Annotated in this window: 21 protein-coding genes; 10 read left to right on the top strand and 11 right to left on the bottom strand. The window is 47.1% G+C overall.

Annotation, left to right across the window (positions count from 1 at the left end; genetic code table 11):
- The first annotated feature begins 135 nt into the window (after window positions 1–135).
- The 6 genes from ACK13D_RS17115 to ACK13D_RS17090 all read left to right on the top strand — a co-directional run bounded on the left by ACK13D_RS17115 (window position 136) and on the right by ACK13D_RS17090 (window position 5,905).
- Window positions 136–1,599, top strand: a complete 1,464-nt coding sequence (locus ACK13D_RS17115) for a sugar porter family MFS transporter (RefSeq protein WP_022624199.1) — start codon at window positions 136–138, stop codon at window positions 1,597–1,599.
- Window positions 1,596–2,609: a Gfo/Idh/MocA family oxidoreductase gene (locus ACK13D_RS17110; protein ID WP_418796931.1), complete on the top strand. Its 1,014-nt coding sequence runs from the start codon at window positions 1,596–1,598 to the stop codon at window positions 2,607–2,609. The genes ACK13D_RS17115 and ACK13D_RS17110 overlap by 4 nt, the downstream gene beginning before the upstream one ends.
- A complete protein-coding gene (locus ACK13D_RS17105; protein WP_061703027.1) occupies window positions 2,609–3,388 on the top strand; it encodes a TIM barrel protein in 780 nt (259 codons plus the stop codon). Before ACK13D_RS17110 ends, ACK13D_RS17105 begins: the two co-directional genes overlap by 1 nt.
- A 68-nt stretch (window positions 3,389–3,456) precedes the next feature.
- Complete coding sequence (locus tag ACK13D_RS17100) at window positions 3,457–4,377, top strand: substrate-binding domain-containing protein (protein WP_418796929.1); 921 nt, start codon at window positions 3,457–3,459, stop codon at window positions 4,375–4,377.
- Between the two features lie 200 nt (window positions 4,378–4,577).
- On the top strand, window positions 4,578–5,411 hold the full coding sequence (locus tag ACK13D_RS17095) for a winged helix-turn-helix domain-containing protein (protein ID WP_418796927.1): 834 nt from the start codon (window positions 4,578–4,580) through the stop codon (window positions 5,409–5,411).
- Window positions 5,408–5,905: a FidL-like protein gene (locus tag ACK13D_RS17090; protein ID WP_418796926.1), complete on the top strand. Its 498-nt coding sequence runs from the start codon at window positions 5,408–5,410 to the stop codon at window positions 5,903–5,905. The genes ACK13D_RS17095 and ACK13D_RS17090 overlap by 4 nt, the downstream gene beginning before the upstream one ends.
- Before the next feature lie 112 nt (window positions 5,906–6,017).
- Here ACK13D_RS17090 and ACK13D_RS17085 read toward each other — a convergent pair whose 3' ends face one another.
- The 11 genes from ACK13D_RS17085 to ACK13D_RS17035 form a co-directional block, all read right to left on the bottom strand.
- Window positions 6,018–6,452 carry a DUF1795 domain-containing protein gene (locus ACK13D_RS17085; RefSeq protein WP_264367552.1) on the bottom strand — a complete coding sequence of 145 codons (435 nt, stop codon included), beginning with the start codon at window positions 6,450–6,452 and terminating at the stop codon, window positions 6,018–6,020.
- Window positions 6,445–8,628, bottom strand: coding sequence for a peptidase domain-containing ABC transporter (locus ACK13D_RS17080; protein WP_418796925.1), 2,184 nt, complete (start codon window positions 8,626–8,628; stop codon window positions 6,445–6,447). The genes ACK13D_RS17085 and ACK13D_RS17080 overlap by 8 nt, the downstream gene beginning before the upstream one ends.
- 16 nt (window positions 8,629–8,644) lie before the next feature.
- Window positions 8,645–9,904, bottom strand: coding sequence for an HlyD family secretion protein (locus ACK13D_RS17075; protein WP_010256789.1), 1,260 nt, complete (start codon window positions 9,902–9,904; stop codon window positions 8,645–8,647).
- Window positions 9,905–9,929: 25 nt separating this feature from the next.
- On the bottom strand, window positions 9,930–11,252 hold the full coding sequence (locus ACK13D_RS17070; protein WP_010256785.1) for a TolC family outer membrane protein: 1,323 nt from the start codon (window positions 11,250–11,252) through the stop codon (window positions 9,930–9,932).
- A gap of 34 nt (window positions 11,253–11,286) precedes the next feature.
- The gene (locus tag ACK13D_RS17065) at window positions 11,287–11,949 is read right to left on the bottom strand and encodes a response regulator transcription factor (RefSeq protein WP_010256781.1); all 663 of its coding nucleotides are present in this window, start codon (window positions 11,947–11,949) and stop codon (window positions 11,287–11,289) included.
- Between the two features lie 59 nt (window positions 11,950–12,008).
- Window positions 12,009–13,064, bottom strand: coding sequence for a fimbrial protein (locus ACK13D_RS17060; RefSeq protein WP_010256778.1), 1,056 nt, complete (start codon window positions 13,062–13,064; stop codon window positions 12,009–12,011).
- A gap of 12 nt (window positions 13,065–13,076) precedes the next feature.
- On the bottom strand, window positions 13,077–15,668 hold the full coding sequence (locus ACK13D_RS17055; RefSeq protein WP_236352542.1) for a fimbria/pilus outer membrane usher protein: 2,592 nt from the start codon (window positions 15,666–15,668) through the stop codon (window positions 13,077–13,079).
- 25 nt (window positions 15,669–15,693) lie between these two features.
- On the bottom strand, window positions 15,694–16,431 hold the full coding sequence (locus ACK13D_RS17050) for a fimbrial biogenesis chaperone (RefSeq protein WP_236352543.1): 738 nt from the start codon (window positions 16,429–16,431) through the stop codon (window positions 15,694–15,696).
- Between the two features lie 62 nt (window positions 16,432–16,493).
- A complete protein-coding gene (locus ACK13D_RS17045; protein ID WP_010256772.1) occupies window positions 16,494–17,024 on the bottom strand; it encodes a fimbrial protein in 531 nt (176 codons plus the stop codon).
- Window positions 17,025–17,118: 94 nt separating this feature from the next.
- Window positions 17,119–17,340, bottom strand: a complete 222-nt coding sequence (locus tag ACK13D_RS17040) for a hypothetical protein (RefSeq protein WP_010256766.1) — start codon at window positions 17,338–17,340, stop codon at window positions 17,119–17,121.
- 9 nt (window positions 17,341–17,349) lie between these two features.
- A complete protein-coding gene (locus tag ACK13D_RS17035; RefSeq protein ID WP_010256762.1) occupies window positions 17,350–17,667 on the bottom strand; it encodes a hypothetical protein in 318 nt (105 codons plus the stop codon).
- Window positions 17,668–18,691: 1,024 nt separating this feature from the next.
- Here ACK13D_RS17035 and ACK13D_RS17030 point away from each other — a divergent pair.
- The 4 genes from ACK13D_RS17030 to ACK13D_RS17015 all read left to right on the top strand — a co-directional run.
- Window positions 18,692–19,282, top strand: coding sequence for a helix-turn-helix domain-containing protein (locus tag ACK13D_RS17030; RefSeq protein ID WP_061703032.1), 591 nt, complete (start codon window positions 18,692–18,694; stop codon window positions 19,280–19,282).
- A gap of 45 nt (window positions 19,283–19,327) precedes the next feature.
- Entirely contained in the window at window positions 19,328–19,963 is a 636-nt protein-coding gene (locus ACK13D_RS17025; protein WP_010256756.1) for a helix-turn-helix transcriptional regulator, read from the top strand.
- Window positions 19,964–20,103: 140 nt separating this feature from the next.
- Complete coding sequence (locus ACK13D_RS17020; protein WP_163641623.1) at window positions 20,104–20,823, top strand: hypothetical protein; 720 nt, start codon at window positions 20,104–20,106, stop codon at window positions 20,821–20,823.
- A 363-nt stretch (window positions 20,824–21,186) separates the two neighbouring features.
- Window positions 21,187–22,774: Ig-like domain-containing protein (locus tag ACK13D_RS17015; protein WP_418796921.1), on the top strand; the 1,588-nt coding region annotated here is incomplete at its 3' end.

Here is a 22,774-nt window from a genome sequence, read left to right as displayed (position 1 = left end):
TGTAAATTTTATTTTCAATTCTGATGTGCCATCTGCGAGCGCGTTCACATAAAAGCCCGCTTTAAAACTGGCATCCACTTTGCAACGCTGACACTAACTCTCACCTGTCAAAAACAATGGGAAAGTTAAGGTGTTATGCGTAAACATAATCTGAAGTTGTTGCTGTTCATCTGTTCCATCGCCTCATTGAGCGGGGTGATCCTCGGTTATGACGCCTCAGTGATTTCCGGCGTTATTGAGCCATTAACGGAACACCTTGCGCTAACGCCGTGGCAAAGTGGATGGGCTGTTTCAAATGTCATCCTCGGCTGTATCATCGGCGCTGGCTGTGTCGGCGCGATCTCAGATCGGATCGGGCGTAAACCTACACTGGTGATCACCGCGCTGTTGTTTGCCGTGTCTGCGGTGGGTTCTGCGCTGGCAGATTCACTAACCGGGTTTGTGATTTACCGATTGGTGGGTGGCCTGGCGGTCGGGATGGCGTCGGCAATTACGCCGCTCTATATCGCAGAGGTCTCACCTAAGGACTGGCGAGGGCGCATGCTTGGGCTGCAGCAGATGCTGATGGTTGGCGGTCAGGTCACGGTCTATGTGGTGAACTACCTGATTGCACGCGGTATGCCCCATGCCTGGATAGTCAGTGAAGGCTGGCGCTGGATGCTGGCGTCGGGTGTGGTGCCTTGCCTGCTGTTTCTGGCACTGGTGCCCTTTATGCCGGAATCACCACGCTGGCTGGCGTTAAACGGCAAGCGTGAACGCGCGCTGGCAGTGCTGACCCGGCTTTCGACGCCTGAACATGCGCGGCGTTTGCTGGCAGAAATCAGTGCGCCGGACGCGGATTCTGTTACCCGTCAGCAGGGAACCCGTCTGCTCCGCGACGCCAGAATGCGTTACATCCTGCTGATCGGCTGCGCGATTGCGATTCTGCAGCAGGTTTCGGGCATCAACATCCTGCTGTATTACGCACCGTCGCTGCTGCAGAACATCTCACCGGATACACAGACCTCCCTCTATCACAGCATTTTCCTCGGACTGGCGCTGCTGGTCGGAGTAGCGTTTTGTCTGAACGCAGTGGATCGCTGGGGACGGACGCGTCTGCTGCGCTGGGGAGCGCTGGGTTGCGCTGTCAGCCTGGTGATTACCGCCTGGGCCTTTATAGCGCAGATCGGTGGCCTGCTGCCGGTTGTGGGCCTGGTGGCGTTCGTACTGATTTTTGGTATGTCATGGAGTCTGGGTGCCTGGCTACTGATCTCTGAAATATTTCCCAACCGGATTCGTGCCGTCGCGATGGGCTACGCCTTTTCTTCGATGTATCTCGCCAATTTCATCGTTACTCAGACTTTCCCGATGATGAACCGTAGCCGTTTGCTGATGGATCACTTCCATGGTGCTTTTCCACTGATGCTCTGCGCCGCTGGCTGCCTGGTGGCCTTCTGGTTTGTAAAACGTTTTCTGCCCGAAACCCGAGGCATCTCACTGGAGCACATCGAGCCGCTGATGCTTTCAAAATCCCGTCGTTTTGCCGCCAAAGCGCAGGCGACATCCGGACACCCTATTCAGCCTGACTGGGCTGACAACAAAAAACAGGAGCAGTTATGAACCTTAAAACAGTACGAGTGGGATTGATCGGTGCTGGCCGCATGGGCAGTTTTCATGCAGAGAATCTGGCGCTGCGGGTGCCTGGGGCACGGCTGACAGCGGTCGCCGACCTGCAACCCGGCGCAGCGCAGAAACTGGCAGACCGGCTGGGGGTGGAGAAAGCCTATACCGATATCCAGGCGTTACTCAATGACAGCGAAATCGATGCCGTTGCTATTGCTACGCCGGCTCGCACTCACGCCGAACTGGTGATCGCTGCAGCCCGGGCTGGCAAGCACGTGTTCTGCGAAAAACCGATGGCGGTAACGCTGGATGAGGCAGATCGGGCTATTGCCTCCGCACAGGATGCGGGCGTTGTGTTGCAGGTCGGCTTCAATCGTCGATTCAATGCAGGCTTCGCCGCAGCTATTGAAGCTGTCAGAGCAGGCACCAATGGCACCACCCAGCTAAGCCGTTCGGTGACACGCGACCCTGGCCTGCGCGATCCGGCCCCGATCCCGCTGTGGACCATCTTCCTTGAAACCTTAATCCATGACTTCGACACCCTGCTGCACTTCAATCCGGGTTCCCGGCCGGTTGAGGTCTATGCGCTGGCTGATGCGCTGGTGCGTCCCGATTTTAAAGATAAGGGATTACTTGATACCGCGGTGGTGACCATCCGCTTTGATAACGGTGCCATTGCCACTGCGGAAGCCAACTTCCAGGCAGTTTACGGTTATGACGTTCGCGGTGAGGTCTTTGGCAGTAAAGGTATGCTGCAGGCGGGCAACATCAATCAGGACAACTGTGTGCGCTATCACGCCGAGGGTATTGCCATCGCAACGTCTCGAATGGATACCGATCTGCTGCGTGAGGCCTATGTTGCTGAAATGGCAGAATTCGCCCGCGCGATTCTGCACGGTGACACGCCGCGCGCTACTGGCACTGATGCGCGTAACGCGCTGGAAATTGCGCTGGCCTGTATTGAATCGGTGCAGCAACGCAAACCCATTCTGTTGGGAGAACGCTAATGGCCGGTTATCAGCTTTCAGTCTGTGCGGAGATGGTGTTTCTCGAACTGCCTTTTATCGCGCGTGTTGAGCGGATTCATGCGCTGGGATTTGGCGTGGAGATCTGGAACTGGGCCAACAAAGATATCGACGCGTTGGTGGCGACAGGTGCGCGTTTTACCTCCATGACCGGCTACCTCAACGGTAACCTGACTGATGATGATGAGATTGCAGAGTTGCTGCATAGCGCAGAAACCTCACTGGCGATTGCAGATCGTCTGAACTGCCCGAGCCTGAATCTGCATGGCACCGGGCTGGATGCTCACGGCCAGGCGGTTCGTCCGGTTGAGGTGGTCACTGGTGAGATGTGGCTTAAAGCGGCCGACACCCTGCGGCATGTCGCTGCGCTCGGCGAGCAGGCCGGGCGGGTATTTACTCTCGAAAACCTGAATCTGGCGGTTGATCATCCGGGTACGCCGTTCGCACGGGCTGCCGATACGCTGGCGCTGGTCGAAGCGGTCAACAGCCCGGCACTGAAGATGAATCTGGACCTCTATCACGCCCAGATTGGAGAGGGCAACCTGATAGAGCTGATACGACGCTGCGGCCCCGCTATCGGTGAAATCCAGGTGGCTGATGTGCCGGGGCGCATGCAGCCTGGCACCGGGGAAATTAACTATCGCGCCATTGCCCGTGCGCTGGAGCAGGTCGGCTATTGCGGCGTCGTTGCGCTGGAGGGCTGGGCCGAAGGCGACAGCGAAACAGCCCTGGCACAGTTCCGCGATCACTTTACGTTGTGAGCTCTGCCGCCGGGTATTTGCCTGTTGCCCGGCGGTTCTATCAATAATAAACCCTACAGGATTACGCGATGAAAACCAAAATGTTAGCACTGCTGCTCAGCCTGATGATCAGCGTTACCGCCTGGGCTAAAACACCTAAAATCGGTGTCGCACTGGCTAATTTCGATCTTAACTTCGTATCGATTCTGCGGACGCAGATGGTGGGTGAGATAAAAGCGCTGAAAATGGATGGGCAGTTCGTCGATGCCAAAGGGGATGTAGCTCTTCAGGTACAGCAGGTTGAAGATTTTATCAATCAGGGCGTGGATGCCATTATTCTCAACCCGGTCGATACACAGGGCGTACTGCCGATGGTGAAAGCGGCAGAAGCGGCGGGCATTCCGCTGGTGTTTGTTAACCGTAAACCGGAAGTGAAATTACCGTCCAGTATGGCCTATGTCGGTTCTGACTCTGCCCTGGGGGGTGAGATGCAGATGGAAGCGCTGGCAAAACAGATGAACTATCGGGGCAATGTCGCCATTTTAATGGGCGCATTATCAAATGAAGAAGCGCGGGAACGGACGCGTGCTGTTGAAGCGGTGATCGCTAAATATAAGCAAATGGCGGTAATCGAAAAACAGACTGCACGCTGGCAGCGTAATGAAGCGGTAGACGTAGTTTCGGGCTGGCTGCTTAATCAGCGACCAATCGATGCAATCGCCGCCAATAATGATGAAATGGCTATCGGGGCGATTATGGCGCTGAATCAGGCGAAAAACAGCCACATTCTGGTTGCCGGGATCGATGGCACGCCAGATGGCCAGCAGTTCGTCAAAAATGGAAAGATGACGCTGACTATTTTCCAGGATGCGAGAGGGCAGGCGACGGGCGCTGTGAAAGTCGTGAAAGCGTTACTGGATAAACAGAAAGTCGAATCACTGAACTGGATCCCCTATAAAACCATTACACAAAGTAATTATGCGGAGTTTGCTGCCGCTAATCAGCCATAAAAATTGCCGCTAACTTTATGATTCTTCGTCGTTTCTTAAATTATTAGCCAGCTGCCGGGCAGTGACGCACTCTGCCCGGCCTGTTTTGCTGGCTAATCTGTAAAAATTTCCTTAATCGCCTGATTAACGCGTCTGTAGTGCTTCTTCATATAAGCTGAATTATACTGTCGATAAATGAGCGGAAATTCAGTGATTTCTTAATGATTTACATAATCGATGATCAGGTTTCTTACAATTCTGATGACTGCACGCTTAGCCACATTCCCACTCAGGAGTCGCTGAGCCTCAGTATTTCTTCAGGTCGGCTTTTTGAGCAGTTACTGAATTCCGGGGGAGAAATACTGGCGCGTGATACGTTGCTGACCGAGGTCTGGGATAAATATGGCCTGCGTGGATCGAATAGTAATCTGAATCAATATCTGAGTATTGTGCGCAGGGCACTCGCGGCTTATGGCTGTGAAAATCTGATTATCACCATCCCGAAAATTGGTATACGCCTGAATACCGATATTAAAATTGAACGTCAATCAGCCCCGGTCATGGGGGTGACGGAAGTTTTAACTGATGACATATCGGAAGGAAGTATAACTGAAGGGTCTGCTGAAAACGTTGTCCTGCCTGCCACTCCGCCCGGTAATCAGCTGCCAGCTACGTCCGTTAACGTCACCCGGCGATACTGGTTTGCTTCTGTTGCTCTGATAGTGCTGGGCATGGTGCTCTGGTATTTCACGGTATCGCGTCCTGACGAGCAAATTATTCCAATGAGTCCAATAAAACTTGAAGGTGGCTGCGAAGCAGTATTATTGCAGGGTCTGGATGAGGTTGAACGACAGGCATTGGGTAAGCAAATAGTGCAAATTCTAAGGGAAAATAATCAAACCTGCGATGCGGGTCACCGGATTATTTTTGATAAAAACACCTCTTTTACTACTAAGAATTTCGGAAGAACAATTCTTTCATCGTGTAAAATTAATAGCGATGGTCATATCATCTCATGCGACAATTTTTATTATCTTGACTGGAGAATGGGATGAAGCGGAGCATTGGTATTAATATTATCTTCATGCTGGCTGCGCTATTAATGGTGACTTTTGCAGGGGTTTATTACTTAACACATCAGGCCAAAGATTTTCCTTTTCGCTGCTCAGCATTTAGCCGTTACGATCTCAGTCGTAATGACGATAAACGAATTGAGTTCGCTGTTGCCCAGGATTTACGTTTTGATCAAAAGGATTCAGGCTATCTGTTGCTGAATGGGCAGGCAACGAGCAATGACGGTGTTACTATTCTTAACAGAAGGGTTGCATTAATCAATGGCGCTAAAATTTCCGATGATACTTACCAGTATCAGATCAGCAAAGTTGTCACTTCGAATACTGATACTACCCCTGATGTCATCTTTAATAAGTTGTTAGCAGAGATCACGCTGGATCCAACGCATCTGCAGTTGGATGTCGATAAGATTGATAAAAATACCTATATTATCGGTGGGCCGATCTCCTATCTCTATACCTGCCAGCGTTACTAAGCTCTGTAAACGGCTAATTTAGCGGTGTTCAGAATGCATGAAACCGGGAAGGGTTTATCCTGCCCGGTTTTTCTTTTAACGTTATGTCGTCAGGCTTTGCTGAGGAAAAGTATCAGGGCCAGCTCTGGAAACTCTTCAGGATATTATTAAACAGCTGAATTTCTTCATCGGTCAGGGGGGCAGCCTTTGACAAAGAGAAAATTAATACATCCTCCAGGTTTAAGGTGAAAATCGCCTGCTTTTGATAAAGCCGGATATTATCCGGGCGCAGAAAATCATAAGTAATCATGATGCCTGTGCTCAGATTATTGCCCAACACCACGGGTTGATTTGCCTGCTGTTGCCAGTCTTTCATTTGTCTCTGCAGAATAGCAAGCTGGCTGCTGATATATTCTTCTGGATTGTTGTGATTGGCCAGTTTATCACGAGAAATAGTGACGGGTGGCATCGCTGAACGGGGATCCGCCAGCGTGTTCAGGGTTCGCTCGCAGTAGCCTTCCGGTAAAGTAATCATACCTTCGCTAAACCGACAAATATTTTTATCCATGTGTAATCTCCATTTCTTTAGTTTTTTCTGTCTGGCCAAATAACTGCTCTGCGGTAACTTCACTGAGTGTACAGTTATTTAACAGGACGATTTTATCTGCACTTCTTATGGTTTCCGGGCGATGTGCAATCATGATTCGGGTGATTTTCATTTGCTTTATTGCATTGTTGATCTGTGCTTCGTTATAGATATCCAGATGACTGGTTGCTTCGTCCAGTACCAGTATTTTTGGTTCGCGGTAGAGGGCGCGAGCTAGCAGAATACGCTGCAGCTGCCCGCCAGAGAGAAACGATCCCATATCACCGACAAGGCTTTGATAGTTCATCGGCATTTTCATGATATCGCCGTGAATTTGCGCCAGGCGTGCTACACGGGTAATTTTTGCGTGGTCAGGATTATTATCAAAGAAGCTAATATTTTCACTGATCGAGCCTGAGAACAGGATGTCATCCTGCATAACACAGCCGATGCGGTTACGATGGTGTTCAAGTCCTGTCTGGGTAATGTCCATTCCGCCCACGGTGATTGTTCCACCTTCCGGGTGCAGCAGACCCAGAATGATTTTGGCCATGGTGGTCTTTCCCTGACCTGAAGGGCCGACAATCGCAACGCTTTCGCCAGCCTTAATTTCCAGACTGGCACCATTTACTACCCAGGGTTCGGTAGGTGCATAGCGGAAGCGGATATCCGTTAGTTTGATATCCTGCGGCGTTTCTGTCTCATCATGCGTATCTTTACTCACCAGTACCGGACTGGCTTCTGAGCTGACTTCAGTTTCTGACAACACGATATCGGCCAGTCGTTCACCATGCATACGCAGCATTCTGAAGTCGATTACGGCGTTGATCAGACCTGCACCGCGGCTCATAAACTGATCGGAGAAGCTAATAAAGGCGGTAAGCATACCTGCAGAGAAGTTGCCATCCAGTACTTGCAGCGCAGCCAGCCAGACCAGTACGACCCTGCCTACAGAAGTGAGCAATCCCTGGGCGGAACCAAACAAAATGTTAAGCTTCTGAATCACAATGCCTTTGTTGGTCGTATCCACCAGGAAATTCATGTAGGCGGAGAGACGAGGCACCTGCTTGTTATTGGTTTTTACCGCCTGGATACCGCGAAGCGTTTCCAGTAATGAAGATTGCGTGCGGGCTGAACTGATGATTTGCTCTTCGTTGGCGCGGCGAACAGGATCATAAGCCATGAAGCGTAACAGTGCATAGGCGACAAAAAGGCCAATTACCAGCCAGGCAAGCTTAGCGTTATAGATAAACAGCATCACTACTGTCACGATCGACATTACCCCATCCAGCACAGTACTAATGAAGCGGCTGGTCAGCGTACTTTGGATGGTGTTCAGCGAGCCATAGCGGGACAGAATGTCACCAACGTGACGGGATTCGAACCATTCAAGTGGCAGCTTTAACATATGGTGACAGACATTGACCGTCCACTGCACGCTGAGCTGGCTTGAGAACCAGCTCATCACCCATGAGCGCAGCGCTGTAATCATGGTCTGAAACAACGCAATCATGATAAAGCCGATCCCGAGCAAGGAGAGTAGTGAGTAATCTGCGGAGACCAGCACCATATCCATCACCCACTGCATAAAGAAGGGGGAGAGTACGCCGAAAAGCTCCAGAGCGATGGACAGGATAAGCACCTGGGCAAAGGCAGATTTCACCCCTGTCACACTGCCCACCAGCTTCATCATCGAGATGCTTTCTTTTTCTTTTTTGACCTCAAAAGTGGAGGAGGGAACCAGCTCCAGTGCAACGCCGGTGAACGCCGGTGATGCTTCTTTAAATGTCAGTTCCCGAATGCCGCGTGCAGGATCGTGAAGCGTGATCTTATTGCCGCGCACTTTTTTTAGCACAACGAAATGGTTCAATTCCCAGTGCAGAATGCAGGGCATGCGTAATTTAGACAGCTCTTCCATATCAACGCGTAACGCACGGGAACTCATATTGAGTTGTTGTGCCATGGCAATGACATCACTAAGTGTTGCACCCTTAAGCGACGTTGCGAACCTGCGACGCAGGGTGATCATGTCGATTTCATGACCGTGATAATTGGCAATCATCCCCAGACAAGCAAGACCACATTCCGTCGCCTGTGACTGACGAATCATCGGCAGGCGGTTAAACCATTTAAAATTGAGTTTCTCTAATAACAACACAGAACAGACCTTTTAATCAGAGAGAGATTTTGTGTCCAAGCGCAAAAATTGGCTCCAGCACCCATTCATAAAGACGACGTTTGTCGACGATAAAATCGGCATCCAGCGCCATACCCGGCTTGAGTTTTTCATTCTGCGCATAAGCAGTAATTGATTGTTTGTCCAGGGAGACCAGCACGCGGTACTGCTGTTCCTGAATATTGTTTTTGCCGGTTAACGTAGTGACTTCCTGAGGAGACAGAGCGGTGCGTGAAACCTCGATAACTTTTCCATACTGTTGACCAAACTTTTGATAAGGAAACGCTTTATAGCGCAGCACCACCCGCTGTCCCGGTTGGATAAAACCAATGGACTGCGTGTTTACCATGATGCGGGCGACCAGTTCAGTATTGCTTGGCAAAACTGCTATGGCTGACTGACCGGCGGTGAGCATCTGTCCATTTTTGACCATAATCATGCCGACATACCCGCTTTTAGGCGCACGTAATTCAAACGAGCGGCGCGCTTCATTTTCAGCCATCGACTGACGGTTATCAGCCAGTTGGCGCTCGATATCGTTACGCTTTTTCTCGTCATCCAGCGGTTTTTCATGCAGCTGTTGCTCGGTCTGAACAATTTTTTGCGAGATGTCCAACAGCTGACGTTGATATTCCTGGTAGCGCGCCTGGCTATCGAGCAGATTAGACTCCTGCTCTTCCATCTGACGGCTTGAGGCATACCCTTCGTTGTGCATGGCTTCCAGCTTGTCCAACTGCATTTTCGCCAGGGAAACCTGTTTCCGACGGTGTGTCAGTTGCAGCTTCAACTGCTCCTGCTGCAGTTTCAGACTGGCGATAGCGTCGGTCAGGCCCTTCATTTCAACCTGATGAAGCTTTTCAAGCGTCACCAGATCCTGCTGAAGCCTTTCACGCTGGCCTTTCAGATTCTCGGCAATAACCTGACGAGTCTGACCTAACTGTGTTGAAACCTCTGATGACAACACCATAAGCACATCGTCTTTTTCAACATGCTGGCCCTCTTTTACCGGAATATCGACCACCGTAGCGCTTACGGGGGGCGGAATGATCAGCATGCCATTTTTAGGCAGCAGTTCTCCGGTAGAGGATTCATATTTTGTATAGCTGCCAAATATAAAAAAAAGCGCTGTCGCGGCAGTGATCAGCACTACAACGGAAATAACTAACCAGCGATAAGGTGGGCAATAGAGCGCCACAATACCCAGGTTTCCACGGTTGGCTGCATCAAGTGCCTCCTGACGGAATAGTGACTGTTCCATTTATATAATCATCATGAGTAAGGGATTAACGGCACTGAAAAAAATTCAGCATGTCGATTGATAGTGATCCGGTACTTTGTGCCAGATTAATGAGGGCGTTCAGGTAATTGAAGCGAGCTTCAGCCTGATCTTTAAGTGCGCTAAAATATTTTTGCTGAGCATCAAGCTCATCATTTACCGTACGGAAACCCATTTCCCGGCCATATTGAACAGACACCACTTTTTCGCGTGAAGACTCGACGGCATTTTTCTGCGCGTTGATTAACGCTTTTCCATTCGTAAGACTAAGCCATGCTGAACGTGTATCTGTAGCCGCTTTGCGTTGTGCTTCCATGGTGGAATATTTCGCTGCCTGACGGCGATAGGCTGCTTCATAAGATTGTGAAATCTGGCTGCCACCCGCGAATAATGGAATAGAAACGTTAACGCCATACTGCAGATTATTACTTTTAGAGTTAGTGCCAAAAATAGCATCATAAAGTAAATTATCGTCGTTATCGTTACGGCTCCAGTTTTTGCCATATCTGGCGTAAAGTGACACGACAGGCATATGTGCGCCATCTGCAGCCAATACATCAGCATCGGCCTGATCATTCTGAAACAGGGCAATTTTGATTTCAGTGTTACGTTGCTGGCTGGCATTAATCGCATCAGTTAAAGAAGCGTAGGGCGAAGCGTTAAGGCACTGAAAGTTTACCGGCTCGACAGTGTCCGGGCTGACACCCGATAAGCGACGAAATGCTTCTCCAGCCAGCAATAACTGACTACTCGCCTCTATTTCTTTGGCCTGAGCAAGAGCGTAATTGGCCTTAGCTTCATCCAGCTCTGTACGAGTGTTTTGTCCATTCAGAATACCGGCCTGCAGTTTTTGCTGCTGTTGTTTGAAGTTGTGACTGGCAGCTTTCGCAGCCTGTAAAACTTCCTGCTGATAGAGCACCGAAAAGTAGGCATTACTGATCGCATTTAATAACTTTTCTTCAGCTTTTTTTGACTGGGCTTCAGCGGTATTGGCAATAGCAACGCCTTTACGCCAGCCAGCATATTTACTCATATCAAACAGGGGTTGTCTGACACTGAGATCGTAACTGTGATTTGTTACACCACTTTGATATTTTTTATCCGGCTGTTCCTGACGATCCCAGTTTCCTTCGAGCGTCAATGTGGGCAACATTCCGGCCATACCCTGCCAGTATTTTTGCTGATCGGCTTCACTGGTCATCTGGCTGGATTGCAATGCAGAGTCATAGGTTAATGCGGCTCGGGCAGCCTGCTGTAAGCTGGTCGCATAAGATCCAAATGGCACGCAGGACAGTACAATAAATGCAATTTTAAAATTATAAAATTTCATGATGCTCGCTGTTTCTTAAAAATTAAGCCCGAAATTAAATGAGTTGCTGGGCAAAGACATATTTAATCAAATCAGTATTAGACTGCAGCTGAAGTTTACGCATGGCGTTATATTTCTGCGTTGCAACCGTACTGATACTACGTTTACGTGCTTTAGCTATCTCCATTAAACTGTACCCGATAGCAAAAAGTCTGATTACTTCAACTTCTGCGGGTGATAAAAGAGTCTGTGCGGGCTCCTCTGAAGCAGAATGCGCCAGATCTTTCATCTTTTCTGAATAAAATATTTCAGAATTCGATGAGCAAACCCAGTGCAAAGCTTCTACCAGATCCCGTATATCATCACGTTTGCTCACTATTGCATTTACCGGAATTTGCAATATTCTTTTCAAAATGGCCGGGCTATTCTGTGCCGTAAAGATAATGATTTTAAGGTTAGCATTATGGTTGTAAATTTCTTCTAGCTTTCTAACGCCGTTCAAATCATTACGTTCAAAGTTAAAGCAAAAATCAGTAATTAATATATCAGGAGGATCGCTATTCAGTTTTACAAAAAGATTTTCTGCTTCTACCGGGTATGCTGCAATGTCCAGGTTGTGAAATCCGGTTGAGAGTATTTTTTGTATTGAATAAAAAATAAAAGGACTCTCATCAGAGACACCAACTTTAAACCTCCTTCCTTTTAATGGCCTATCCACTGATAAAATCCTTTCTCAGTTTATAAAGTCTGGTAAAGGGCTCCGAAGAGCCCATATGGTTACTGATAACTAATGGTATAGGTAGCAACTGCGTTAGCACTACCAGGGGTTATTGTGGCAGCAGTCTGGTAATAACGTGCATATAAGGGCACTGTTATCAATGCTGACGACAGTGGATAAGCTGCAACTCTGTATGGTGCTGCCAGTGCAACAGGTTGCTGACTTTCATTCAGAATCTGAACACCCACTCCGCTGGCAGTTGAGGTCGAGTTCAGAGAAACTACGCCGACATCCGATAGCCCATCAGCCGCATCCCCATCCAACTGCATCATAACGTCAAAGGTACCTGAAAGAAGTGCCTCACAGTTAAGCTGAAGATTAAAAGCGGTAGATGGGCTGGTTTGTCCAATACCGGAACCCAACCCACTGCTGGTATTCGCTGTGTAACTCCCTAATGACACCCTCGGGTTAACATCGCCTGCTGCTGAGCAGGTTTGATCCCTCACAGTGATGCCGCTTTTAATATATCTGACATAAAGTTTCAGGTCATTTCCTGGTACCAATGAGCCTACATCAAATACGTTGACATAGTCCGGAAGCAAATTGGGGCCAGCCATCGAGTTTGACGTCCGCACAATCTGAAAAGGCACATTCAATGTGACATCAGTATAAGCACCGACTGTACCGCCACTGGTTAACGCGTAAGTAGCGATCTTGTTGCCGGTAGGAATATTGGCAGCGTCGGTGGACATTTCACCACCGTAACCGGTATAAATGGTTAAGCCATAACCGAGTGCATCTTCAGCAATTGTTTTACGCTTTAAGTACACTTCTCCCGTTAAACCATCAAAAAACTGTTGCAGATTATCCAGGGCACATTTGAACGTGACTGTTAAATTGCCACTATAAACGACCGTGCCCACCGGAACAGCTGCCGAAATATTTATCCCCAGTGAGCGGAAATCTAATACCGCATCAGAAAGAGATTTTTTGCACGTCAGTGTGACATCATCTGCCGCGTTCGCATTAATTGGTGCTAGCATGACGAAACCAGATACCATAATCATGATGCTGACTATTCTGGTCAGTGTCCTTCTAAAGTTAATAAACATCATAATGTCACCCGATTAACCCTGATTATCTTTGTTCATTTCGCCGTTAGACACGTAGCGAACAGGTTTTGATTGATCGCTGCTGCATGTTGTTGTGAGCCTTGCAAGGGTGTTGTTTTCACTGGAATTAACAATACCGGACTCCAGGTTAACCAGACACTTATCACTGGCTGCTTTACCCCAGGAAATATGCAGGCGGCTGACATCTTTATTTAACCTCACATAAATCTGACCACCCTGTGAAACAGTGGTGATAAGGTTACCGTCTTCATCATTAACCGTTGCACCAAATGGCAAGGCATTTCCGTTCGGCTGATTAGCCCGAATTAACAGTGGCTTTCCTTTGCTGGTTTTATAATCAAGTCTGACGACTGCACCCTCAACAGGAATAACGCGCTGCTGAGTTGATTCAAGCTCAACATCCAGTGGAATTCCTTTTGGGTCGATGGCCAGTTCGTTTATCCGGTACGGGTTAAGGTTTGGCACAATAGCTTTGCCGCTGCCGTTTAACACAATATTGGGATAGCCGAGTACACGCGCGCCCTCTGCATCTTCTGCGGTAACAACAGCATAAGTCGTAGACTGATAAGCGCTGAAATTAATGCTATCAGGTAAAGCGACTACCGCACCGCTGATACCACCCGAGGCAGAATAATAGTTTTCCCCTTTAGTATAAGACGCCGTCAGCATACTGTAGGGCGAACGGTACTGCCCACTAACTGAACCGGACTTCTCATTATCAGTATCGCGCGCTATTCCAACGTTATAGTTATATTGGTCATGTTCACCCAGAACACCATTAACTGCTGTTTGTGCATTCACACCTTGTTTATTATGTGTCGCACTTCCGGTTACATAACTTTGACTATCGCTGCCAATTGGCACCGAGAAGTCGAGTGACAGTTGAGTGTCATGCCCGCCGGTTGAATATAATAATCGGTTTGCTGATAAAGTATAGGAGACCCGACCAATTGTATTATTGTAACCCAGCTGAAATTGCGTATTTGTTCCGGCAGAATCCCAGTAATTCTGAACAAAACCAGTAAGATAGATATTCCCATATGACTCCCCAAAATTTTGGCTTGCCGTCATAGAAAAACGTTGTTTGGGGCGCGAAAGATAATTTGACGAACTGTTTTTATGATTTTTTTTATAATAGTTATTGATTTGTAATGCATTATCAAAGCTGTAATAACCGGATGATGAGAAGCGGTAAGCCGCCAGAGTAAAATTCGTGTTAGTCTGAGAAACCTTCTTACTATAAGTTGCCCGATAACTTACACCTTGCTTTTTCTCATCACCATATTTTGTCTGAGCCCCAGTAATATCCAGTGAGATCGCACCAACAGGTAAACCAAATGCACCTCCCAACAGCACAGAGGTGTAGTTATCTGATCCCAGAATACCTGAGTAACCGGTCAGACTATTGCTAAAACCATGCTGAATAGTGCCCTGATAGACCGAAGGTGTATAAACCATATTGTCTTTTCGGGATACACCACCGGTCAGACTATAAAAAGTCATGCCCGGACGTTTCAGACGCGTCATCGCTGCGTAAGGAACTGAGAAACGGGTCTCACCGCCGTCAGCTTCTTTCACGGTCACGTCTAAATCACCACCGTAGCCTGTAGGATAAAGATCGGTGATATTAAAAGGGCCTGGTGAAACCGTCGTTTCATAAATTTTGTTGCCATTTTGCGATACAGTTACCTGAGCGTTGGTTCGGGCTACGCCGCGGATTTCTGGTGCATAGCCTCGCTGAGAGTCTGGCCACATCTGGTCAACTGTAGATATTTGCGCACCACGAAAAGAAAGCGTATCGAAAATTTCGCCACTGGTATTGCCTTCACCTAATAACAGCCGTGATTTTATTTGCGGAATATCACGCTGGACATAGGTATTAATTGCATCGTAATGATGATACTCGTTGTTTTTTTGACGTTGCCAGCTGAGAGAACCATCGTGACGGAACATCCATCCGCCAAGGTTAAAACCCGCCAGTGCACGGCCATAAAATGAGTCATATGGCTGACCGTGATTTACAGAGCGATAATAGTTGGTGTTATAGGTTAGCGTAAGTGCTGTTTCACCCTTATCCCAGAATTCTGGCGCAACGTAGCCGCGCGCAGATCGCAACAGATAAATTTGCGGAATTGAGATATCCATCTGCAGATCGGCAGAATTGATAGCTGCATGACTCTCTTTAACTACCTCCTCCAGCGCCATACACTGTTTACCAGAGCGCAAATCTTCAGCTTGTCCCGGGCTAAAAACTGTGTCCTTAAGTGACAAGCTTTTGACCAGATCATAGGAAAGGCACGCTTTGGTACCCGCCCCTTCACGAATGACCTGAACATTTTCCCGACCAATCTGACGACCATTCAGGAAAATATCCAGCGTATAAGTACCAGGATCAATAGGGTTACCGGTTGCATAGCGGGCCACATCAACTTTAACGCCCGGTAAATTCTTCACAAATGATTCGTCAAAATCATACGAATTTTCTGCAAATGCGGCGCCTGTTGATGCAGTTAAAAAAAGCGCCAGAAAAGATCGGTAAAATATTTTTGCCGTTGGTTTATTATTTTTAATCATCCTTGCCATCATTATTACCCCTGATGAGTTACCAAAGTTACTGACTAATTTTGGCGTCTACATTGCGTGCAGCGCCATAATCATCCAGATATTGATAATGAAAGTTTGTTTTTATTTGATTTGCGTTCAATCCTTTTAGGGAGAAGCTTTTTGTTTCGCCTGGTGCAAGCATATCTCCCTTTTCACTGACTACTTTTCGCCCCGCGTTATCCTCGGCATTGATCTGTGAAACGTTGACGTAAAACGAAGAGGTATTGGTTGCTGTCAGCTGATTCGCTTTCTCCCCTTGATGCCAGATAAGACCCGACGCTGCTTCTGTTGCTTGCATCGCATCGAACCGGGCTGGGCGAAAGAAAATTTTGATGCGGCTACGAATAGCCATTTGCAACTGATTTTGATTCGCAAGGCTTTTATCGCGAGGAGGGATGTCGAGTACGTTAAGCCAGAATACCGACTCTTTATCTTTGGGCAGGTTTGAACCGGTATAAACGATACGTAATGTCTGTCCTTTGTTAGCCTCCATACGGAAAACAGGCGGTAGCAAGACAAACGGTACGTTTATTTTATCCAGTGCTTCATCAGGATTTCCATTGTCAATCCAGGCCTGTACCAGCGCAGGTTGATTGCCATGGTTATCTAAGCGGACTGTGACTTCTTTTTCTGTTGCGGGGTAGATTACCCGGGTGCCGATAATCGTCACGCTGGCAAAAGCCGATGAGGTCACCGTAAAAGCCAGCAGACAGGAGATCAAAAATTTAAAACTTTTTTTTTTCATGATTTTGACAGAAATGATGATAGAGGAAGGGAGGTGGGAACAGATGCTCCCACCATAATCAATTACAGGTAATTGATTGAATAGTTCACAGCTGATAAGACGGTACCAGCAGTAGCTGCACCAGTTGCATAGTACTGAGCAGAATAGGTCAGAGTACCTGCACCAGCAGTCAGAGCGACAGTTTTTGGAGAGGTGGTCTGCTCAGTGCTACCCGCGTTCAACACGCCATTTCCGCTATCCAGCAGCTGCAGGTCAACATTCGTTGCAGTACCAGTATTGGTCAAACGACCATCAGCATTGACGTTGGCACCTTGTTCAAAGTAAGCGTACACGTCACCAGTCGTAGCTGAGCAATTGCTCAGCGCCATAGTGAAGCGAGTGTTACCTGCAGTCTGACCAGATGTGCTTAAAATACTACTTGCTACTTTAGGCAGTGTAACGGTTGCAGTGCTGCCGCCGCCGTTTACGCTTACAGTACAAGTCTGAGACGCAATATTTCCTGTGAAGTTAATGGTGCCATCTGAAGCTTCAGCAGCATTAACGTGAGCAGCAGCCAGCATCAGACCAAGAGCAACCATAGATAACTTTTTCATATACTTTCCTTTGTATAAAATAATTAATAACATCAATTAATGAACGATTTAATAATCGTTCACTTCCCTGGAGGATTCATTCCTCACAAGAGAATTAGAAAATCAGCAATCCAAATACGACTGCTGCTGCGACACCAACAATACCCATGCCAAAGGCAGACCCACTAACCGGGTTCGCTGCTGGAATTGAGTCTGGGCGCGTCCATTCAGTTTTCTCTTCTGAGCTTGCGCCTAGCTGCTTAAAGAAATCCAGGATCACCGAAGTTAATGAACCACCGCTAACGCCTTCGATTTCTTTATTGTTCAATTCACGCATGTTGTTTCCTTAAGCTGTAATTACAGATGCATTAGGATCAAACTGGTTTTCAACGACCGCGTTAAACCAGCCTGCCGTGCTATCCCAGCCATTCATAGCACCATATAAAGCACCATCAACAAGACCAAGGACTGCGCCGACAATCAGACCTACACCGGCAGAGACAATACCAACGCCTAACACGCCACCGGTGCTTCCGCCACTCATTCCCCATTTAAGACCAAAAGAACTAATACCCGTAACGGCACCGACAACTACAGCGCCAATAAAGTCAAAAAAACCTGCTCCTGAAACGTTTTGCATTTCAAAAGATGTTAACTCTCTCATCGATATCTCCATGTATCATTTTTTCAATATTATTATTTATGCCGCTTCTAGCGAACGGCGCTATTAGAATGGGTGGTCATAAAAAATGAAATAGTAAAACATCCATAATTCTTCTTTTGTTATCGTAAGCAAGGATATGGCTATTATATTTTTACATAATATTAACTGCTGTTGGTATTCTGGAATTTTTTGAGCGTACATTATTCTTATGCGTGATTTAACCATTAACAGCACTGCTTATGCCTGATGCTTAAAATTATCTGGCATCCGGGAAGCGCATGCCATGAACGCGGTTCAGTGAAACTGATTTATCTATGAATAAGCTTGTGCATAAAGTCATGAGTTAATGATTTCACTTGCCTGAATGTGATGTCATTTGAGAAGTGGAATTAAAAAGGGAAAAATCCCATTTGCCAGTTTCTGGTGATTTAATCTAATTAAATCATATATGTCAGGATAAAAAACTAAATATTTAAAGATAATCAATTTAAGTATCTGTTCGATGGGTGCCGTGGTTTAATTCCTTCCATGCAATGCTGCCTGACAGCGTAACTTTAGTAAGGAGCATTAACATTGATGCCAATTTGATTTGTTTCTTTTCAGCCATGCTGGAAAATTGAGAGAGGTGTTTAAATGCGTGCTTTTAAAATAGCATGCTCATAACATCATCTTTCAAATGGTAATGGGAAATTCTTTTTTTAGGAAAAAAGTTATAACACTGCCCGTAAGGTGCTACAAAGTAGATTTATGTGCTAACTAAACAGCATTTTAATGGTGTAAGATCTGGTTATTCTTTCTTTTATTAGCCTGAATGTCTTTATTTATTTGTATTTGCGGTTTTGAATTTTGTTGGGTCGGTTTTATTATAGTGGAACCGATAAAGACTATTTTTAACTGCCCGAGTTATGGAGGCGAGCTCAGGTAAGCGAGTACACCAGGCGAAAGAGAAAGAGACTATAAAAACTGATTTTACGAATTGTTGCTAATCACTGACCAATGCGTCAGTTAGATTGAGTTAATTAATATGTATAGAGTGACTGAAAATCATGAACGGATCATCGATGCATTAGCAGGATTTACGCAGATTGCTAATCCAGATGAAATTTCAAGAGGCAAGCGCCGTTATCATTTGACTAAAGATCATGTACGTCGCGTTATGTTCATTCTTGACGGCGATTTTTTACTTAAACTTAAAGGCGAGAATAAGGTTTTGAATATCTTATCCGCTCCGTTTGTTGTCGGCGTCACTCCAGCTTTAGACGAGCCGCCAGTCTATCTGGAACGAGTCGATTATGGAAAAGTCAGTTTCATTGACTATGACGTGTTCTGGCGATTGGTTTTTGAGAAAGATCTTTTTAATGACGCAATGTCTATTTTATCAGGACAGTATTCTGATCTGATGAATTACATTCAGTTACCAAAAAGTAACTCATATGATGAAGTTATTTCTTTGATTGAAAGATGGAAAAAACTGCCGACTCATTTAAAGAAACGATTTTCAGCACTATATCTTATTGAAAATAGTTCTCATTTATCAAAAAGTTCCATTTGCAGAGTGCTCAAGGAACTAAAAGAGAAAGGCGAATTGGTACTGATTAACGGTAAGTTCACCTGAATATAATATTTGTCATCGTGAATTTTGTGATGCTGAAGGGAAAAAATGGATGTTAATGTGGTTTGTACGGATGACAATTACTTCTTCAGACTGGGCATATCAAAGGTAATTGAGGAGGCACTGCTGTCTGATGCAGAAGTAAAATTTTTATCAGGTTTTGATAGTCATAACCTGCGGCAGGCTGACTTCATCCTGATCAATGTTTCGCAATGGCGTCTTTATATGTGTCAACCCGCTTATCGCGAGCGAAAGCCTGGCAGTATCATATTGGTATTTACCGATGATTTCGGAGAGAAAATTAAAAACCCGTTACCATTTTGTTATCAATCTTTGCTTGAAGTGTCAAAAAGGGATTCGGTACGTTTAATAACTGAGAAAATAACCAAGGCCTGGTTAAACACTCAGGGAAGAGTTATGGGATATCTGCCTTCAGACTGTTTACGGTGCGAATTTGCACGTATCACCGTGGTGCAACTTCAGGTGCTTAGTTTTTTGAAGAAAGGATACAGTGTAATCCAGACAGCAAAAAGGTTAGATTTGTCAGTTAAAACAATCTATGCACATAAATATAATGTGATGAGAAAGTTCGCTCTGAAAGGAGATAAAGAATTTAATGCATTTATCAATGATGTCTCGTTGCTTGAACTTTACAAAGGAGTTATCAATGTAAATGAGATTTAACGTTATCCAGAGGCGTAGGCTCACCCTTCTGCGCTGTTTAAATTTCCCATTTTTTATTTTTTAAGGAGTTGTCAGTTCCTGTTCAACATCGGATATAAGGTGTTTTAAATATAAAGGTTAAGCACCTTAAGGAGAGTTATATGGAAAATAATTCACGTTTAACATGCAAAGCATCGAATAATCCCTTTAAATTTATGCAGGGAGCAATGCTGAGTATGGTTTTATTACTTACAGGCTACCTGTACTGCAATTATGTTGAGGCGGCGCCATCGCAGAACGTTCCTGCGCCATCGTTGTTTAAAGAGGTCAACAATGACAAGGCGCCGGAGCAGATACGCGACCCGCGTGCGCACATTATTGTCTACCGTATTGATGAAAAAAATCCTGCCGCATCAAAACGCGTCGTTAACGTATTTGTTAATAATCAATACTATACGAGCGTAATGTCAGGTGATAGAGGGACTGAAATTAGTGTGTGTCCTGGCCAGAAAAAACTGGACGTTATGTTCAGCCAGCATGATTTTGTCCAGCCAGCAAAAATTGAAGTATCCACACCAGAGCTGAAATCAGGTGAGCGCTATTACTATCAGTTAGCGGTAAATGATCAGCAGAAAATCACGGCGCGTCTGGTGCCTGCAAAGGAAGCTGAATCTGTTTTAACCAGTCTCAAAGCACAATCACGTACGTTATCGCGTGTAGTAAATGAACGTTCTTGTTCTGAAGCGGGCGAGTCAAAACTGTTGAATCACCCGGTGGCTTCTTCACTATTAAATTCTGACAGTAGTCATGCTCAGAGCAATGCTATGAAGATAGCTGATAAAAGCAGTAACGCTCAGGGCGCTGCATACTCACTGCATTGATGCAATCTGGCACCATATTTTTTATTAATCAGTTCTGATAATGCCGTTCACTGACTCCAGAATCAAGAGTTGTGCTGGAAGCAATGTCAGGATTGCAGATTATCTCGTCATAAAATCACGGTTATTCTAAGTATATGAATATAGAGATTAAGGGTTTGTGAAAGCCTTATTTCTATTGAATTTAATCAATCCTCGTTAATTAAGAAGGTTGTTATGTTGAAAGTGAACTTGCGTGGTGTGAAGGGTATTATCTCTTCATACACTGTTGATACAAAATCTGAAAATCCTACAACGATCAAAGTTCCGCATCAGGGTGCATTAAATATAGAACTGATCGATAGCGCTACAGGACATGCTCCGCAAATGGTTGTAACCAGGCGCGTTGGCAATAATCTGCAGCTTTTCTTTAGCCAGGATGATTCTCAGCATCCTGATATTGTGCTGGAAGATTATTATGATAATGAAAACGTTCATCTGATTGGGCTGGGCGAAAACGGTCAATTTTATGAATATGTGCCGACTTCCGGCGATGTCGCTGAATATCCGCCAGCTTTAACTGAAGGTCAGAGCGGTGAACAGGTATTAGGCGGTGAAGGATATGCCAGTGCCGATCCGCTGACTGCCAGTGACAACAATTTTGGTTGGTTGCCCTTTATGCTGCTGGGCGGCGCGGCAGGCGGCGTTGCTATTGGTGCGTCCGGGCGTGGTAGCAGTGGCCATGACTCTTCCGCTAAGAGTGTATCGGTGACACTTGATCCTGTTGCGGACAGTGATAATGATGGTCGTCCAGAGTTTTCCGGAACATCGAATAGCCCTGACTCACAGGTTGTCATTCAACTGCCTGATGGCACCCAGATCACGACCCAGACGGACAGTGAAGGTAACTGGTATGTGGAAGCACCGACTTCACAACCAAATGGCACCGTCACTGTTACGGTAACTGATAGTGCGGGCAATAGCGGTAGCCTGACTGAAGAGTTTACTGACACCTCTTCGCCAGAAGCGGCGGTTATAAATAGCAATGATGATGAACAAATCTCAGGTAAAGCAGAACCTGGTTCAACTGTGGTTATTTCCGATGGCAGTACCGGTGAAACCACCACGGTTGTAGTTGATGAAAATGGTGACTGGAGTATCCAGCCTAACCCTGTCCATGAAGGGGATACCGACGTAACTATCGTGGTTGTCGATCCTGCGGGTAATGTCTCTCCGCCGTCCAACGGTTCCCGACCGGACATAACTCCTCCAGATAACATCAACTCCGGCATTGTCAGTGACTCAGTCACCCTGACGGACGACGTCGGTGCGATCACCGGCGAGATTGCCAGCGGCTCGGTCACCGACGACGCGCGGCCGACCCTTTCCGGCGACGCAACCGCCGACATCGATCACGTCAATATCTATGACAACGGCGAGCTCGTCGGCAGCGCAGCGGTGGACGCGGACGGCAAGTGGAGCTGGACGCCGGAGCAGGATATGGCGGACGGCACCTCTCACGACCTGACGGTTGCGGCGGTGGACGCGGCGGGCAACGAAGGCCCGCAGGCAGACGGCGACTGGAGCTTTACCGTTGACACCAGCACGGCGGCTCCGGAAATCACGAACAACACCGAGGACGAGCTGGCCGGTAACGCCGAGCCGGGCGCGGTGATCGTGATCACCGATCCGGTCAGCGACAGCGTGACCAGCACGGTGGCGGACGCGGATGGTCACTGGAGCATCCAGCCGAATCCGGCGGGCGTGGACGCCAAAGACGTCGTGGTGGAAGCCACCGACGAGGCGGGCAACAGCAACAGCGTTGTGATCGACGGCCCCGGCGACAGCACGCCGCCGGATAACCAGACCTCAGGCCTGGTCATCGACAGCATCACCCTGACCGACGACGTCGGTGCGATTACCGGCGAGATTGCCAGCGGCTCGGTCACCGACGACGCGCGGCCGACCCTTTCCG

The organism is Pantoea sp. K16, assembly GCF_048452805.1.
In the GTDB taxonomy this organism is placed as follows: Bacteria; Pseudomonadota; Gammaproteobacteria; order Enterobacterales; family Enterobacteriaceae; genus Pantoea; species Pantoea agglomerans.
The sequence above is the reverse complement of the archived record's forward strand: the minus strand, read 5'-3'. Positions and strand labels throughout refer to the sequence as shown.

What these genes read in the sequence shown, in the direction of transcription:
- ACK13D_RS17115 (WP_022624199.1), top strand. Translation starts at nt 136, where the DNA reads ATGCGTAAACATAATCTGAAGTTGTTGCTGTTCATCTGTTCCATCGCC.
- ACK13D_RS17110 (WP_418796931.1), top strand. Translation starts at nt 1,596, where the DNA reads ATGAACCTTAAAACAGTACGAGTGGGATTGATCGGTGCTGGCCGCATG.
- ACK13D_RS17105 (WP_061703027.1), top strand. Translation starts at nt 2,609, where the DNA reads ATGGCCGGTTATCAGCTTTCAGTCTGTGCGGAGATGGTGTTTCTCGAA.
- ACK13D_RS17100 (WP_418796929.1), top strand. Translation starts at nt 3,457, where the DNA reads ATGAAAACCAAAATGTTAGCACTGCTGCTCAGCCTGATGATCAGCGTT.
- ACK13D_RS17095 (WP_418796927.1), top strand. Translation starts at nt 4,578, where the DNA reads ATGATTTACATAATCGATGATCAGGTTTCTTACAATTCTGATGACTGC.
- ACK13D_RS17090 (WP_418796926.1), top strand. Translation starts at nt 5,408, where the DNA reads ATGAAGCGGAGCATTGGTATTAATATTATCTTCATGCTGGCTGCGCTA.
- ACK13D_RS17085 (WP_264367552.1), bottom strand. Translation starts at nt 6,452, where the DNA reads ATGGATAAAAATATTTGTCGGTTTAGCGAAGGTATGATTACTTTACCG.
- ACK13D_RS17075 (WP_010256789.1), bottom strand. Translation starts at nt 9,904, where the DNA reads ATGGAACAGTCACTATTCCGTCAGGAGGCACTTGATGCAGCCAACCGT.
- ACK13D_RS17070 (WP_010256785.1), bottom strand. Translation starts at nt 11,252, where the DNA reads ATGAAATTTTATAATTTTAAAATTGCATTTATTGTACTGTCCTGCGTG.
- ACK13D_RS17060 (WP_010256778.1), bottom strand. Translation starts at nt 13,064, where the DNA reads ATGATGTTTATTAACTTTAGAAGGACACTGACCAGAATAGTCAGCATC.
- ACK13D_RS17055 (WP_236352542.1), bottom strand. Translation starts at nt 15,668, where the DNA reads ATGATGGCAAGGATGATTAAAAATAATAAACCAACGGCAAAAATATTT.
- ACK13D_RS17050 (WP_236352543.1), bottom strand. Translation starts at nt 16,431, where the DNA reads ATGAAAAAAAAAAGTTTTAAATTTTTGATCTCCTGTCTGCTGGCTTTT.
- ACK13D_RS17045 (WP_010256772.1), bottom strand. Translation starts at nt 17,024, where the DNA reads ATGAAAAAGTTATCTATGGTTGCTCTTGGTCTGATGCTGGCTGCTGCT.
- ACK13D_RS17040 (WP_010256766.1), bottom strand. Translation starts at nt 17,340, where the DNA reads ATGCGTGAATTGAACAATAAAGAAATCGAAGGCGTTAGCGGTGGTTCA.
- ACK13D_RS17035 (WP_010256762.1), bottom strand. Translation starts at nt 17,667, where the DNA reads ATGAGAGAGTTAACATCTTTTGAAATGCAAAACGTTTCAGGAGCAGGT.
- ACK13D_RS17030 (WP_061703032.1), top strand. Translation starts at nt 18,692, where the DNA reads ATGTATAGAGTGACTGAAAATCATGAACGGATCATCGATGCATTAGCA.
- ACK13D_RS17025 (WP_010256756.1), top strand. Translation starts at nt 19,328, where the DNA reads ATGGATGTTAATGTGGTTTGTACGGATGACAATTACTTCTTCAGACTG.
- ACK13D_RS17020 (WP_163641623.1), top strand. Translation starts at nt 20,104, where the DNA reads ATGGAAAATAATTCACGTTTAACATGCAAAGCATCGAATAATCCCTTT.